11 protein-coding genes are annotated in these 15046 nt (G+C 55.6%); 6 read left to right on the top strand and 5 right to left on the bottom strand.

Annotation, left to right across the window (positions count from 1 at the left end):
* Window positions 1-6: 6 nt before the first annotated feature.
* Together ssuC and ssuB are read left to right on the top strand one after the other, a co-directional pair.
* Window positions 7-798 (top strand): aliphatic sulfonate ABC transporter permease SsuC, encoded by a 792-nt coding sequence (ssuC, locus tag AC6CWS_RS06650; RefSeq protein WP_004201413.1) that lies wholly within the window; start codon window positions 7-9, stop codon window positions 796-798.
* Window positions 795-1568 (top strand): aliphatic sulfonates ABC transporter ATP-binding protein, encoded by a 774-nt coding sequence (gene ssuB, locus AC6CWS_RS06655; protein WP_065881824.1) that lies wholly within the window; start codon window positions 795-797, stop codon window positions 1566-1568. The genes ssuC and ssuB overlap by 4 nt, the downstream gene beginning before the upstream one ends.
* Before the next feature lie 97 nt (window positions 1569-1665).
* On the opposite strand, the gene pepN is transcribed toward ssuB, so the two are convergent.
* Window positions 1666-4281, bottom strand: coding sequence for an aminopeptidase N (gene pepN / locus AC6CWS_RS06660; protein WP_080901300.1), 2616 nt, complete (start codon window positions 4279-4281; stop codon window positions 1666-1668).
* A 326-nt stretch (window positions 4282-4607) separates the two neighbouring features.
* Here pepN and pncB point away from each other — a divergent pair, with 326 nt between their 5' ends.
* Window positions 4608-5810: a nicotinate phosphoribosyltransferase gene (gene pncB, locus AC6CWS_RS06665; RefSeq protein WP_032428717.1), complete on the top strand. Its 1203-nt coding sequence runs from the start codon at window positions 4608-4610 to the stop codon at window positions 5808-5810.
* 42 nt (window positions 5811-5852) lie between these two features.
* Here pncB and AC6CWS_RS06670 read toward each other — a convergent pair whose 3' ends face one another.
* The 4 genes from AC6CWS_RS06670 to dpaL form a co-directional block, all read right to left on the bottom strand.
* Window positions 5853-7019: a M20 aminoacylase family protein gene (locus AC6CWS_RS06670; protein WP_065881828.1), complete on the bottom strand. Its 1167-nt coding sequence runs from the start codon at window positions 7017-7019 to the stop codon at window positions 5853-5855.
* A gap of 18 nt (window positions 7020-7037) precedes the next feature.
* Window positions 7038-8276, bottom strand: coding sequence for a Zn-dependent hydrolase (locus AC6CWS_RS06675; RefSeq protein ID WP_080901301.1), 1239 nt, complete (start codon window positions 8274-8276; stop codon window positions 7038-7040).
* 24 nt (window positions 8277-8300) lie between these two features.
* Window positions 8301-9590 carry an aromatic amino acid transport family protein gene (locus AC6CWS_RS06680; RefSeq protein ID WP_065881832.1) on the bottom strand — a complete coding sequence of 430 codons (1290 nt, stop codon included), beginning with the start codon at window positions 9588-9590 and terminating at the stop codon, window positions 8301-8303.
* A gap of 122 nt (window positions 9591-9712) precedes the next feature.
* Complete coding sequence (gene dpaL, locus AC6CWS_RS06685) at window positions 9713-10924, bottom strand: diaminopropionate ammonia-lyase (protein ID WP_074442582.1); 1212 nt, start codon at window positions 10922-10924, stop codon at window positions 9713-9715.
* Window positions 10925-11235: 311 nt separating this feature from the next.
* On the opposite strand from dpaL, the gene AC6CWS_RS06690 reads away from it, so the two are divergent.
* The 3 genes from AC6CWS_RS06690 (at window position 11236) to AC6CWS_RS06700 (ending at window position 14977) form a co-directional block, all read left to right on the top strand.
* On the top strand, window positions 11236-11697 hold the full coding sequence (locus AC6CWS_RS06690; protein WP_002898209.1) for an Lrp/AsnC family transcriptional regulator: 462 nt from the start codon (window positions 11236-11238) through the stop codon (window positions 11695-11697).
* Between the two features lie 175 nt (window positions 11698-11872).
* A complete protein-coding gene (asnS, locus tag AC6CWS_RS06695) occupies window positions 11873-13273 on the top strand; it encodes an asparagine--tRNA ligase (protein WP_017899452.1) in 1401 nt (466 codons plus the stop codon).
* A 591-nt stretch (window positions 13274-13864) separates the two neighbouring features.
* Window positions 13865-14977 (top strand): porin, encoded by a 1113-nt coding sequence (locus AC6CWS_RS06700; RefSeq protein WP_065881837.1) that lies wholly within the window; start codon window positions 13865-13867, stop codon window positions 14975-14977.
* Window positions 14978-15046 lie beyond the last annotated feature (69 nt).

Below are 15046 nucleotides of genomic sequence, written 5' to 3' on the forward strand. Positions count from 1 at the left end.
GCACTGATGGCAAAATCAACCCATCCCCTGTTGTTACGCCTCGCCCCCTGGCTGCTGCCGGTGGGAACGGTCATTGTCTGGCAGCTGGCGTCGTCCGTCGGCTGGCTGTCGACGCGGGTGCTGCCCTCGCCGGAGGGCGTATTGAAAGCGTTCTGGACGCTCTCGGCCAGCGGTGAGCTGTGGCAGCATCTGGCCATTAGCTCGTGGCGGGCGCTGGTCGGCTTCGCCATCGGCGGTTCCATTGGACTGGTGCTCGGCCTGATCAGCGGTCTGTCACGCTGGGGCGAGCGCCTGCTGGACACGTCGATCCAGATGCTGCGCAATGTGCCGCACCTGGCGCTGATCCCACTGGTGATCTTGTGGTTCGGTATCGATGAGACCGCCAAGATCTTCCTCGTATCGCTGGGCACCCTGTTCCCGATCTATATCAATACCTGGCACGGGATCCGCAATATCGACCGTGGGCTGGTGGAGATGGCGCGCAGCTATGGTTTATCCGGCTTTGCTCTTTTCCGTCACGTGATTTTACCCGGCGCCCTGCCCTCGATTATGGTCGGCGTGCGTTTTGCCCTCGGTCTGATGTGGCTGACGCTTATTGTCGCCGAAACCATTTCGGCGAACGCCGGTATCGGCTACCTGGCGATGAATGCGCGTGAATTTCTGCAAACCGACGTGGTGGTGGTCGCCATCATTCTTTACGCCATTCTTGGCAAACTGGCCGACGTCAGCGCCCAGCTGCTGGAGCGGCTCTGGCTGCGCTGGAACCCGGCGTATCATCTTCAGGAGGCTAACGCATGAACACTGCCCGTCTGAACCCAGGTATCCCGCTGCTGCTGAACGGGGTGACTAAACGCTATGGCGACAACACCATTCTTAACGAGCTGGATCTGCATATCCCCAGCGGCCAGTTTGTGGCGGTGGTGGGCCGCAGCGGCGGCGGAAAAAGCACCCTGCTGCGCCTGCTGGCGGGCCTGGAAAAGCCGAATGCCGGCGAGCTGCTGGCAGGCGCGACGCCGCTGGCGGCGATCCAGGACGACACCCGGATGATGTTTCAGGATGCGCGCCTGCTGCCGTGGAAAACGGTGATTGATAACGTGGGGCTGGGGTTAAAAGGCGCCTGGCGCGACGCCGCCCTGCAGGCGTTGGCCAGCGTCGGACTCGAGAGCCGCGCGCAGGAGTGGCCGGCGGCGCTGTCGGGCGGGCAGAAGCAGCGCGTTGCGCTGGCCCGCGCGCTGATCCATCGCCCGCGCCTGCTGCTGCTGGACGAGCCGCTGGGGGCGCTGGACGCCCTCACCCGTCTGGAGATGCAGGCGCTGATCGTCTCCCTGTGGCAGGAGCATGGCTTTACGGTCCTGCTGGTGACCCACGACGTCAGCGAAGCCGTGGCGATGGCCGACCGGGTGCTGTTGATTGAAGAGAAGAAGATCGGTCTCGATTTGAACGTGGATATTCCGCGACCGCGGCGCACCGGTTCGGCGAAGCTGGCCGAGCTGGAGGCGGAGGTGCTGGATCGGGTGATGAAACGCGGCAAGAGCGAGAGCGCACCGCGTTTGTTTAGTCATGGCTAACTAACGTCCCCGGCCCGCGCTTCGCTCGGCCGGGCTACCAAATCGCACAGCGCTGTAGCCCCGGTAAGCAAGAGCGCAACCGGGGATTTTGCCACCGTTACGCCAGCGCCTTACTGATTTTCTCGTACAGATCGCCTGAGAGATCCTTCAGCCCCTTCAGCTGCTCCAGCGCGGCGCGCATCAGCGCCTGGCGTTTCTCATCATAACGCTTCAGACGAATCAACGGCTCAATCAGTCGCGATGCGACCTGCGGGTTGCGCTGGTTAAGCTCGGTCAGCATCTCCACCAGGAACTGGTAGCCGCTACCGTCTTCAGCATGGAACGCCGCCGGGTTGCTGCTGGCGAAAGCGCCGATGAGCGACCGCACGCGGTTCGGGTTGCTCATGCTGAACGAACGATGGTCCAGCAGACCGCGTACCGTTTCGACCACATTGGCCGCCGGACTGGTGGACTGCAGGATAAACCACTTGTCCATCACCAGGCCGTCCTGATGCCATTTGTCGTCATACTCCTGCATCAGCGCATCGCGGCACGGCAGCTCAGCGGCAACCGCCGCCGACAGCGCGGCCAGCGCGTCGGTCATGTTATCCGCCTGGTGATACTGCGCCGCCACCAGCTTATCGCCCAGCGTCGGCTCTGCGAACGCCAGATAGCGCAGGCAGGTATTGCGCAGGGTTCGCTTACCGATATCGGCGTGCTCCACCCGGTAGCTGTCGAGCTTATTGGCGTTATATACCGCGAGGAATTCGTCCGCCAGCTCGTTCGCCAGGGTGCGGGTGAGCGCCTCGCGCACGGTGGCGATGGCGATAGGATCGATAATGGCGAACATCTCGGCGATTTCGTTGGCCGACGGCAGGGTTAAGATCTCGGCGGCCAGCGCCGGGTCAATCTTCTCGTCGAGCAGAATCGCGCGGAAGGCGTCCGCCACGTGCACCGGCAGCGACAGCGGCTGTCCCTGCTGATGACGGTTGACGTTCAGCTTGATGTAGGTCGCCAGCAGACTCTGCGCCGCATCCCAGCGCGAGAAATCATTCCGCGCATGGCGCATCAGGAAGGTCAGCTGCTGATCGCTCCACTTGTATTCCAGTTTCACTGGTGCTGAAAACTCGCACAGCAGGGCCGGGACCGGCTGGAAATAGACATTATCAAAGACGAAGGTCTGCTCAGCCTGAGTCACATTAAGCACCGGGGGCAGCGGATGACCGCCCTTCTGCAGGGGGATCACCTTACCTTCGTTATCGTACAGCTCGATGGCAAACGGAATATGCAGCGGCTGTTTCTCAGCCTGCTCGGCAGTAGGCGGCGTGCGCTGGCTGATGGTCAGCGTATACTGCTCGGTTTCCGGGTTATAGTCGTCGTGGACGGTGACAATCGGCGTACCGGACTGGCTGTACCAGCGGCGGAAGTGCGACAGGTCGACGTTAGAAGCATCTTCCATCGCCTGGACGAAATCGTCGCAGGTGGCGGCGCTGCCGTCATGACGTTCGAAATATAGCTGCATCCCTTTCTGGAAGTTTTCTTCACCCAGCAGCGTGTGCAGCATGCGGATCACTTCGGCACCCTTTTCATAGACCGTCAGGGTGTAGAAGTTATTCATCTCGATAACCATATCCGGGCGGATCGGGTGCGCCATCGGGCTGGCATCTTCGGCAAACTGCAGCCCGCGCATGGTGCGCACGTTGTTAATGCGGTTCACCGCCCGCGAGCCGAGGTCGGAACTGAACTCCTGATCGCGGAACACGGTCAGCCCCTCTTTCAGGCTGAGCTGGAACCAGTCGCGACAGGTGACGCGGTTGCCGGTCCAGTTATGGAAATACTCATGGCCAATCACCCGCTCGATATCGAGGTAGTCTTTATCGGTGGCGGTGTCGGTGCGGGCCAGGACATATTTGGAGTTAAAGACGTTCAGCCCTTTGTTTTCCATCGCTCCCATATTGAAGAAGTCGACGGCGACAATCATATAGATGTCGAGGTCGTACTCGAGGCCAAAGCGCTCCTCATCCCATTTCATGGAGTTTTTCAGCGAGGTCATCGCCCACGGCGCGCGGTCGAGATTACCGCGATCGACGTACAATTCCAGCGCCACTTCACGCCCGGAGCGAGTGGTAAAAGTGTCGCGCAGGACGTCGAAATCACCGGCCACCAGCGCAAACAGGTAGCACGGCTTCGGGAAGGGATCCTGCCACTGTACCCAGTGACGACCGTTCTCCAGTTCCCCTTCCGCCATCCGGTTGCCGTTGGAGAGCAGGAACGGATATTTGGCTTTATCGGCGATAATTTTGGTGGTAAAGCGCGCCAGCACATCCGGACGGTCCAGGTACCAGGTGATATGGCGGAAACCTTCCGCTTCACACTGGGTGCACAGCGCTTCGCCTGACTGATACAGGCCTTCCAGCGCGGTGTTCGCCGCCGGGCTGATCTCATTGACGATGGTCAGGGTGAAATGCTCCGGCAAGCCGCCGATCACCAGCTGATTGTTTTCTTCTTTATAGTCGCTCCACGGCTGGCCGTTCACCTGCAGAGCAATCAGGGTCAGATCTTCGCCGTCCAGGCGCAATGGCACATCAGACGCAGCCGCATGGCGGGAGACCTTGCTCTCGGCCGTAACAACGGTTTTTGCGGCATCCAGGTCAAAGGTCAAATCGATATCGCTAATCAGATACTCCGGCGCACGATAGTCGTGGCGGTATTTGGCTTGGGGCTGTTGTGTCATAAAAAACCTTTAGCATCTTCGGTAAAGTGTCGTCCCAGTCTATTCCTGTTGTGTCAATCGCGCTATGCAGAATCTTCATCTTTTCAACGTGAAACACGAAAATCGCTACATTTTGTTAACACTCGCGGCACGAATTGCCCTCGACCCGACGCAAAGCTTGTGGTGTGATCCATGTTCAATATATTAAACTAGGCCTCGCAAATGACCGTCAGCGTCGCCATCGCTCGCCATCGCGGGACAGAGCCGGGTAATAAAGGTATACTCCGCCTCCTTTTTCCGCGTTGGTTTCGATGGAACGCTCCAGTGAGAGGATGCTACTGCGCACCATGACACAATTCACTTCTCCTGTACTGCATTCGCTGCTTGATACGGATGCCTACAAGCTGCACATGCAGCAGGCTGTCTTCCACCGCTACGGCGATGTACATGTGGCGGCGGAGTTTCGCTGCCGTGGAGACGACCTGCTCGGCATTTATGCCGACGCGATCCGCGAGCAGGTGGAGTCCATGCGCGATCTGAGGCTGCGGGATGATGAATATCGCTGGCTGTCCACCCTTCCCTTTTTTCGCCAGGATTACCTCGACTGGCTGCGCGATTTTCGCTATGACCCGCGCCAGGTCACGGTCGCCAATGACAACGGCAAGCTGAACATTCGCCTCACCGGCCCGTGGCGGGAAGCCATCATGTGGGAAGTCCCCCTGCTGGCGGTGATAAGCGAGCTGGTCCATCGCTACCGTTCACCCGAGATGGGCGTTGAACAAGCGCTAAACGCGCTGGAGCATAAGCTAGGCGACTTCGCCACCATGACCGCTGACCTCGATATGAGCGCCTTCCGCCTGATGGATTTCGGCACCCGCCGTCGTTTTTCACGCGATGTACAGGAAGCCATTGTGCAACGCCTGCAGCAGGAGCCCTGGTTTGTCGGCACCAGCAACTACGATCTGGCGCGCCGTCTGAACTTAACCCCGATGGGCACCCAGGCCCATGAGTGGTTCCAGGCCCACCAGCAGATCAGCCCGAACCTGGCCAGCAGCCAGCGGGCGGCCCTCGCCGCCTGGCTGGAAGAGTATCCTGACCAGCTGGGCATCGCGCTGACCGACTGCATCACCATGGATGCGTTCTTGCGCGATTTCGGTCCGGAGTTCGCCACCCGCTATCAGGGTTTGCGCCACGACTCCGGCGACCCGGTGGAATGGGGTGAAAAAGCCATCGCCCATTACCAGAAGCTGGGCATCGATCCGCTGAGCAAAGTGCTGGTCTTCTCCGATAATCTCGACCTGGCGAAAGCCGTCGACCTGTATCGCCACTTCGCCTCGCGGGTGAAGCTGAGCTTTGGTATTGGTACCCGTTTAACCTGCGATCTGCCGCAGGTTAAACCGCTCAATATCGTGATTAAGCTGGTGGAATGTAACGGCAAGCCGGTGGCGAAGCTCTCCGACAGCCCGGGGAAAACCATCTGCCACGATAAGGCCTTCGTCCGCGCCCTGCGCGAGGCGTTCGACCTGCCGCCGATTAAAAAGGCGAGCTAAAAAACATGGCCCGACGGCATTCTGCTATCGGGCCAATCAATATCACTCCTGCGGCAGACGGGTTCTGACGACCTCGGCAAAATACTCCGCGCCAGTTAGCAATATCTCATCATTAAAGTCGTAGCAGGCATTATGCAACGGTGTATTGCCCTGAGCATCTGAACCATCGCCGTTGCCTAAAAAGATGAAACAGCCGGGGATTTTTTGCAGAAAAGCGCCAAAATCCTCCGAAATCATCATCTGTGCGACGTTGCCGTCCACCTTCTCAGCCCCTACCACGTTAATCGCAGCGGTGACCGCCACATCAACGCATTTCTGCCAGTTCACCGTTGGCGCAAATTCATGGGTATAGCTGAACTGGCACCTCGCACCGTGCATCGCGCAAATTGCTTCGCTAATGGTACGCATTCGTTCTTCGAGCAGCATTTGCACCTCCGGTACAAAGCTGCGCGTATCCCCTTTGATTTCAACATGCGTCGGAATCGCATTGCGGATGCCATCGGTGTGCAGTTCAGTACAGGAAATGACCGCTGGCACGTTCGGATCAACATTTCGCGAAACAATTGTCTGCAAAGCCAGGATGATTTCCGCCGCAATTACCAGCGGATCTTTCGCCATATGCGGCCGCGCCGCATGCGCTCCCCGCCCTTGAATACGAATAATAAAGTTATCTTCACTGGCCATAATGCCACCGACTCGCGTGGCGATAGTCCCGGCTTTCATACCCGGCATATTATGCAGACCGTAGATTTCCTCAATGCCAAAGCGTTCAATAACGCCATCGTCCATCATCGCTCTGGCGCCATAGCCAGGCTCCTCAGCAGGCTGAAAAACAAAGATGACCGTGCCGTTAAAATTCTGCCGCTGCAATAGCAACTGCGCCGCGCCCAATGCAATGCAGGTATGACCATCATGCCCGCAGCCGTGCATCCGATCGGCGGTCATGGAGCGGTAAGACCGGTCTCCCTGTTCGGTCAATTGAATGGCATCAATATCGGCACGAATAGCGATAACGCCCTTGCCGTCGCCGCATTTCAATCTCCCCACTACCCCGGTTTTGCCAATATCGCGGTGTACCTCAATGCCCATGGCCTCGAGCTTTTCGGCAATAAACCGTGAAGTATTCTGCTCTTCGAAAGCGCTTTCCGGATGGGCATGCAAATAGTGACGCCAGGCGATAAGCTGCTGCTTTAACTGTTGCTGATTCATTCTCTGCTCCTGTAAACATTAGTCCATACGCTGGGCGCGCTGTAAAACCACCTGCAGCAGCACATTGGCGCCAGCAATCAGGTCTTTGGCCGCACTGTGTTCTTTGACGTTGTGACTGATGCCATCAACGCAGGGGACAAAAATCATCCCGGCTGGACATACCGACGCCATAAATTGTGCATCGTGTCCAGCGCCGCTTGGCAAACGTCGGTAACTGAGCGCCTGACGCTCCGCCTCGGCTTCCACCGCATTGACGATCTCATCGGCAAAAATGACCGGTTCAAAGCGCACCAGTGAGCGGCTGGTTATCTCCACGCCCTCTTCCTGCGACGTTTTTGCAACAAATTCTGCCAGTTGCTGCTCCGCCAGACATAAGATCGCATTATCGGTATTGCGAAGATCCACTGACATAACGACATGGTTGGGAATGACGTTGATCAGATTAGGCTTCACGCTGAAATGCCCAACGGTAGCTACCTGATCACCACCAAGGCTTAGCGCCAGCTCACGGGCAAAAACAGCGATTTTCGCAGCCGCCAGCCCGGCATCGCGTCTCATGGACATTGGGGTAGTACCCGCATGATTCGATACGCCTCGCAGGGTAAATTCCTGCCACGAAATACCCTGTACGCCGGTGACAACGCCAATATCAATTTGCTCTTTATCAAGAATCGGTCCCTGTTCGATATGCAGCTCAACGTAGCTATCTACCGCCATATCTCCCGGCTGACGTTCGCCCTTATAACCAATGCTACGCAGCGCTTCATCGAGCGTGATACCGTCGAGATCTTTTGCCGCGAGCGCCTGCGCCAACGGATACTCGCCGGCAAACACCACGCTGCCCATCATATCGGGCTGAAATCGCACCCCCTCCTCGTTAGTAAAGAAGGTTACCGCCAACGGTCGTCGGGGGCGGATCCCGGCATCCTGGAGGGTGGCAATCACCTCAAGGCCGGCCATAACGCCGTAGTTGCCATCGTATAACCCACCGGTAGCGACGGTATCGATATGTGACCCCATCATCACCATCGGCAACGTCTCCTCGCCGTGATAAACACCGGTGACATTACCGATAGCATCAATAGACACACTCAGGCCCAGGGCCTTCATGCGGGCTACAACAAAGTCCCTGCCGGCTTTATCTTCGGCCGTCGCTGCCAGGCGGCATACGCCGCCGCCTTCCAGCGCACCATATTCGCCAAGCGCATACAGGGAATCGATAAGCCGTTGGCCGTTAATCTGCAGAAAATGACTCATAAAACATCTCGCTAGTGATGGTGGTTATTGGAACATGCCGTAAAAAATGGCAGAGACGGTGATAAGCCCGATCAGGGTGACGAAAACGTTGCTCGCTTTACCGCGCCAGGGGGCAAGCACCGGTAATTTATGAATGGCGTACATAGGCAACAGCAGAAGAATTGCCGCCCCGGTGGGACCGCTGATGCATTCGATAATACCGAGGATACTGGGGTTCTTGTACGCGGCGAACCAGCAGGTAAACACCATAAACACCAGGATGACCGCGTCGACGAGGCGAATGCCAGGTTTTTTCCCGCGTGCGGCGGCGGCCTCCAGAATCAGGTCGCGCAGCGATTCATAGGCGCCGATGTAGTGGCCAAGAAATGATTTAGTAATAGCGACAAAGGCGATAATCGGCGATAGCCAGGCAATAATCGGTGTATCGTACTGATTGGCCAGATAGGACAAAATCGACAGATTCTGGGCTTTGGCTTCCGCCAGTTGCTGCGGCGACAGGCTTAACACGCAGCTGAGAACAAAAAACAGCACCACCACCGTCATGAGCAGGATACCGTAGCGCTGGATCTGCGCGCATTTCCCCTCAGCGAGCGCCAGACCGTAACGCTGCTTCTGGCGCACCACCATCGGCGAAATGATGGGATAGTGGTTAAACGACATCACCAGTACCGGGAAGGTCATCCAGAGGGATAACATGATCCCCTGCCCATCGCCTGTGGCGCTGAAGCTTGCGGTTTGCAAAATTGCGCCGTTCCAGTGCGGAATCAGAAAAAGTGCCATAAAAATAAGCGAGATAATGAAGGGATAAACCAGGGTGCTCATCACCCGCATTATCAAACGCTGTCCAAAACGGACGATAAACATCAGCCCGAGGATCAGAACGATGGCCACCAGCGACCGGGGAGGCTCGGCCATTGCCAACTGGTGGGTGATAAAGCTCTGCGCGGTGTTGGTGATTGCCACCGCATACATAATCAAAATGGTATAGACAGCGAAGAAATAGATGACGGTAAACACTTTTCCCGCCAGCGCGCCAAAATGCTCGCCAATAACATCGGTAATACTGCTTTCCGGCGTATTGGAAGAGTAAATGAATCTCGCCAGACCGCGGTGAGCCAGATAAGTAATAGGAAAAGCGAGGACACAAACAATCAGCAGCGGCCAGAAGCCGCCAATTCCGGCATTAATCGGCAGAAACAGCACCCCGGCGCCAATTGCGGTACCGAAAAGGCCAAGGACCCAAACGGTATCTTCGCTATGCCACTTTGCGGGATCGGAACATCCTTTATTGATAATTATATTTTCAGTATTCATCGGTCAGGTTCTCTCTGTGCATGACGCGAAAGCGCGTATGTTTTCGTTATGAGTCAGAACGCTTGTCACACCGAGGGCTCGTAGGGTAGGTAAGATGGCCCCCTTGTTATTGTCGATAGCGCTCAACCATTACGGCCAAACCAGACGATGTCTTCATAGACATCGGGTGATGTATCTCCTTCCGTGCTGATTAACAGAACCTGTGCATCGGCATTCAGGCGCAGAGATTCGGCAAGCTCGCGATACTCCGGCTGAGTCATCAGCGCGTAAAGCACGCCAGTGCCGATAGCGCCGGATTCCCCGGAGACAAAAGGTTCGTCAGTACCTGGTCGCGGAGCGGCCAGCAGGCGCATGCCATTGGCGGCCAGACAATCGTTGGCGGAAATAAAACAGGTGGCATGGTCGCGGAGCATTGGCCAGCTGGTGATATTAGGTTCACCACAGGCAAGCCCGGCCATCAGGGTTGACATATCCCCGCCGACGCTGTGCGGCAGCCCGTCATTAATGGTTGCCGAGCGATACAGGCAGTTCGCCTTGTGCGGCTCAACGATGATGATGGTGGGAGCCTGCTGCTGCATCTTTTCGATGAAATATCCCATGATGCTGCCGGCAAACGACCCGACACCGGCTTGTAAAAACAGATGCGTCGGCATCGGCGCCCCGCTTTCTACCAATTGCTGCCAGATTTCAACAGCGAGGGTCATATAGCCTTGCATGATCCATGTGGGGATCTGCTCGTAGCCCTGCCAGGCGGTATCCTGGAGTAAAACCCATCCCTGCTCGCGCGCGGTTTTGGCCGCCAGCCGAACTGTGTCGTCGTAGTTCAGTTCAGTAATCGTGCATTCGGCGCCATGCCGGCGAATATTCTGCGCGCGTACCGGTGAGGAGCCCTTTGGCATATACACCACCGCACGCAGCCCAAGCTGCTCAGCCGCCCACGCCACGCCACGTCCATGGTTACCGTCGGTAGCAGTCACAAATACGATGTCCTTGATACGCGCCTTAATCGCTGGTGAATTAAGCTCGGCAAAGCTCAACGTAGTAATATCTCGCTCAAGCAGAGCGGCGAGATATTTCCCCATCGCATAAGATCCGCCTAATCCTTTAAACGCATTCAAACCGAATCGCTGGGCTTCATCTTTTATATGGATCGACCCCAGGCCCAGCCGCTGGCTTAAAAATTCCAGCTTACGCAGCGGCGTGACCCGGTAATCAGGAAATTTTTGATGGAATGCCAGCACTTCGTTCCCCACGCTTTCATTGAGCAGACTCAAGTCTGCTCCCTGGCCATAGGGCTGCCGCCGGGCGTTGAGTTGAAATTTAATTGTGTCCACTATTCAGGCACCTCTATTTTCATATCGTCCTGGGACGATAACGTTATTTGCGACCATTCCGCCTAAACGACGGGTGCACGGATCCGTGCGGCCTGAGACAGGACGGTCGCTTTAAATTGGTTAAGTCAGAGTGTGAGAGGCTTTTTGTCGCGATATGCCGCTTTCCCACTGCCTGTGATGGTACACTGCGCCCGGCGGTTAATTGGCGCAAAGTTGCCCATCGCGCCGCAATTTTCACTCTGTTTTATGATTCTCACGCAACAACGTTGCATGAGTGAGATTGATCACAGGCTTGCAGGACGAGATATATGATGAAACTTGACGCATGGGATAAAAAAATTCTTACGCTCTTGCAGCGTAATAATCGCTTGTCGCAACGGGAGATCGCCGATCGGATCAGCCTGTCTCCTTCGGCAGTCAATCGGCGTATCGCTGCACTTGAGGATGCAGGGGTGATTAAAGGCAGTGTTAGCTTAGTGGACGCCAGTAAAGTGGGAAGACCCATCACCATTATGGTGCAGGTGACCATTGAGAATGAACGTCTCGATCTGCTTGAGGAGGATAAACAGCGTTTCGTAACCTGTCCGCAAGTGCAGCAGGTCTACTATGTCACTGGCGACTTCGATTTTCTGCTCGTGATCAACGTCCGTGATATGGCGGAATACGAAGCGCTAACCCGTGAACTCTTTTTTGCCTCGGGAAATATCAAGTCTTTCCGGACCATCGTGTCGATGCAAAATGCGAAGCAGGAAATGACGGTCATTATCGAGTAAGTCGTGTAAAAGTCGAAATGGGGAGTCAAAGAACGTCCCGGAGGTGTATTTATTTCCGAAATCCACCCTTCCCTGTGCGAAATCTACTTGTCTGATGGAAGATGACAGGTAACATAGATATCCCCCCGCTGTAGGGGGAAGAGACTTTTTTATTGGACTATATAGAGAGATTATTATGAGCGTTGTGCCTGTAGCCGACGTACTCCAGGGCCGCGTTGCCGTTGACAGCGAAGTCACGGTCCGCGGATGGGTGCGTACCCGCCGAGATTCAAAAGCTGGCTTTTCATTCCTCGCCGTCTATGACGGTTCCTGCTTTGATCCTGTACAGGCCGTTATTAATAATTCTCTGCCCAATTACAATCAGGAAGTGCTGCGTCTGACCACCGGTTGCTCGGTGATTGTCACCGGTAAAGTCGTGGCTTCCCAGGGCCAGGGTCAAAGCTTTGAGATCCAGGCGACCAACGTGGAAGTGACCGGCTGGGTGGAAGACCCGGACACCTACCCGATGGCGGCCAAGCGTCACAGCATCGAGTATCTGCGTGAGGTGGCCCACCTGCGTCCGCGCACCAACCTGATCGGCGCGGTTGCCCGCGTGCGTCACACCCTGGCGCAGGCGCTGCATCGCTTCTTTGATGAGCAGGGCTTCTTCTGGGTCTCCACCCCGCTGATTACTGCCTCCGATACCGAAGGCGCCGGCGAAATGTTCCGCGTGTCGACGCTGGATCTGGAAAACCTGCCGCGTAACGATCAGGGCAAAGTCGATTTCGACAAAGACTTCTTCGGTAAAGAGTCGTTCCTGACCGTTTCCGGCCAGCTGAACGGCGAGACCTATGCCTGCGCGCTGTCGAAGATTTACACCTTCGGCCCGACCTTCCGTGCGGAAAACTCCAACACCAGCCGCCACCTGGCGGAGTTCTGGATGCTGGAGCCGGAAGTGGCCTTCGCTAACCTGAACGATGTTGCCGGCCTGGCGGAAGCGATGCTCAAGTACGTCTTTAAAGCGGTACTGGAAGAGCGCGCGGACGACATGCAGTTCTTCGCCGAGCGCGTTGATAAAGACGCTATCGACCGTCTGCAGCGCTTTATCACCGCTGATTTTGCGCAGGTGGATTATACCGACGCCGTCACTATTCTGGAAAACTGCGGCAAGCAGTTCGAGAACCCGGTGTACTGGGGCGTGGATCTCTCCTCCGAGCACGAACGTTACCTGGCTGAAGAACACTTCAAAGCGCCGGTGGTAGTGAAAAACTATCCGAAAGATATTAAAGCCTTCTACATGCGCCTTAACGAAGACGGTAAAACCGTCGCGGCAATGGACGTCCTGGCGCCGGGTATTGGCGAGATCATCGGCGGTTCCCAACGTGAAGAGCGCCTCGACGTGCTCGACGCGCGTATGGCCGAGATGGGTCTGAATAAAGAAGACTACTGGTGGTATCGCGACCTGCGCCGCTACGGCACCGTTCCACACTCCGGCTTTGGCCTGGGCTTCGAGCGTCTGATTGCCTACGTGACCGGCGTGCAGAACGTCCGCGATGTCATCCCGTTCCCGCGGACCCCGCGCAACGCGACATTCTAAATTTTTCTGACATAAACCTGAAAGGCCAGCGCAAGCTGGCCTTTTTTTATGTCAATTACTGTTATCAAAATTCAACAAACTTAAACATCAAGGCCTCGCATTCACATTTATGTTACGCACTGTTTCGGTGCATCCGGGTGATGCAGATCGCACTTTATGTTCATAACAGAGCAAAACCTCTGATAAATTTGCTCATTTTTTAACCACTCGCCGCACGTCTTGCCAAGACAAAGGCTGAATAAAAAGAAGGCGAATTCAACACACAAAATGAGCAAATTTACGCTTATCCAAATTAATCATAAATAATTCATATAGATAGATATGGGAAGGCGATTTACCTCACCATGTGGAACGGAATTTTGATTAAGTTCACAAAGTTCCCATAAATACATATTTAGTTACATGTTTTTTCTTTTTGTTACTCATATGAGATATTAGTAGCATTTTCCGGCTAGCGAAACGTTGTCGCGGATGGAAAGATGCCTTCAGACACCAAACTCTCATCAATGGTTCTGTAAGTTTTTATTGACAGAACTTATTGACGGCAGTGGCACGTGTTCATATAAAAAATATTAATGAGGGTAATAAATAATGATGAAGCGCAATATTCTGGCAGTGGTGATCCCTGCCCTGCTGGTAGCCGGTGCAGCTAACGCTGCAGAAATCTATAACAAAAACGGCAACAAACTGGACTTCTACGGAAAAATGGTCGGCGAGCACGTCTGGACCACCAATGGCGACACCAGCAGCGACGATACCACCTACGCCCGTATCGGCCTGAAAGGCGAAACCCAGATCAACGATCAGCTGACCGGCTACGGTCAGTGGGAATACAACATGGACGCCTCCAATGTTGAAGGTTCCCAGCCGACGAAAACCCGTCTGGCGTTCGCAGGTCTGAAAGCGGGCGAGTATGGTTCATTCGACTACGGCCGTAACTACGGCGCGATCTACGACGTCGAAGCAGCAACCGATATGCTGGTTGAATGGGGTGGCGACGGTTGGAACTACACCGACAACTACATGACCGGCCGTACCAACGGCGTGGCAACCTACCGTAACTCTGACTTCTTCGGTCTGGTTGACGGCCTGAGCTTCGCGCTGCAGTACCAGGGTAAAAACGACCACGACCGTTCTATCAGTAAGCAGAATGGCGACGGCTTCAGCACCGCGGCGACCTACGCGTTCGACAACGGTATCGCGCTCTCCGCAGGTTACGCTAATTCCAACCGCAGCAGCGCGCAGAAAGCTGACGGTAATGGCGACAAAGCCGAAGCCTGGGCGACCTCTGCTAAGTATGACGCCAACAACGTCTATGCAGCCGTCATGTACTCCCAGACCTACAATATGACTCCTGAGAGCAACCCGTCTGATGCACCTGCCACCGCTAAAAAGTATTTTGCAGGTAAAACTCAAAACTTTGAAGCGGTTGTACAGTATCAGTTCGACTTCGGCCTGCGTCCGTCCATCGGCTACGTGCAGACCAAAGGTAAAAATCTGCAGGCACGTCCAGGTACTGATTTCGAAGGCGGCGATGCGGATCTGGTTAAATACATTGAAGTGGGAACCTGGTACTACTTCAACAAGAACATGAACGTCTACGCTGCGTATAAATTCAACCAGCTGAGCGACAACGATTACACCAAAGCAGCTGGCGTAGCGACCGACGACCAGGCGGCCGTGGGTATCGTTTACCAGTTCTAATCTGCAGTACACCCCTTCGTGATATGCCTTCAGAGCAGGACTTCGGTCCTGCTTTTCTCTATTACTGAG

It is taken from the genome of Klebsiella sp. M041 (genome assembly GCF_059759695.1).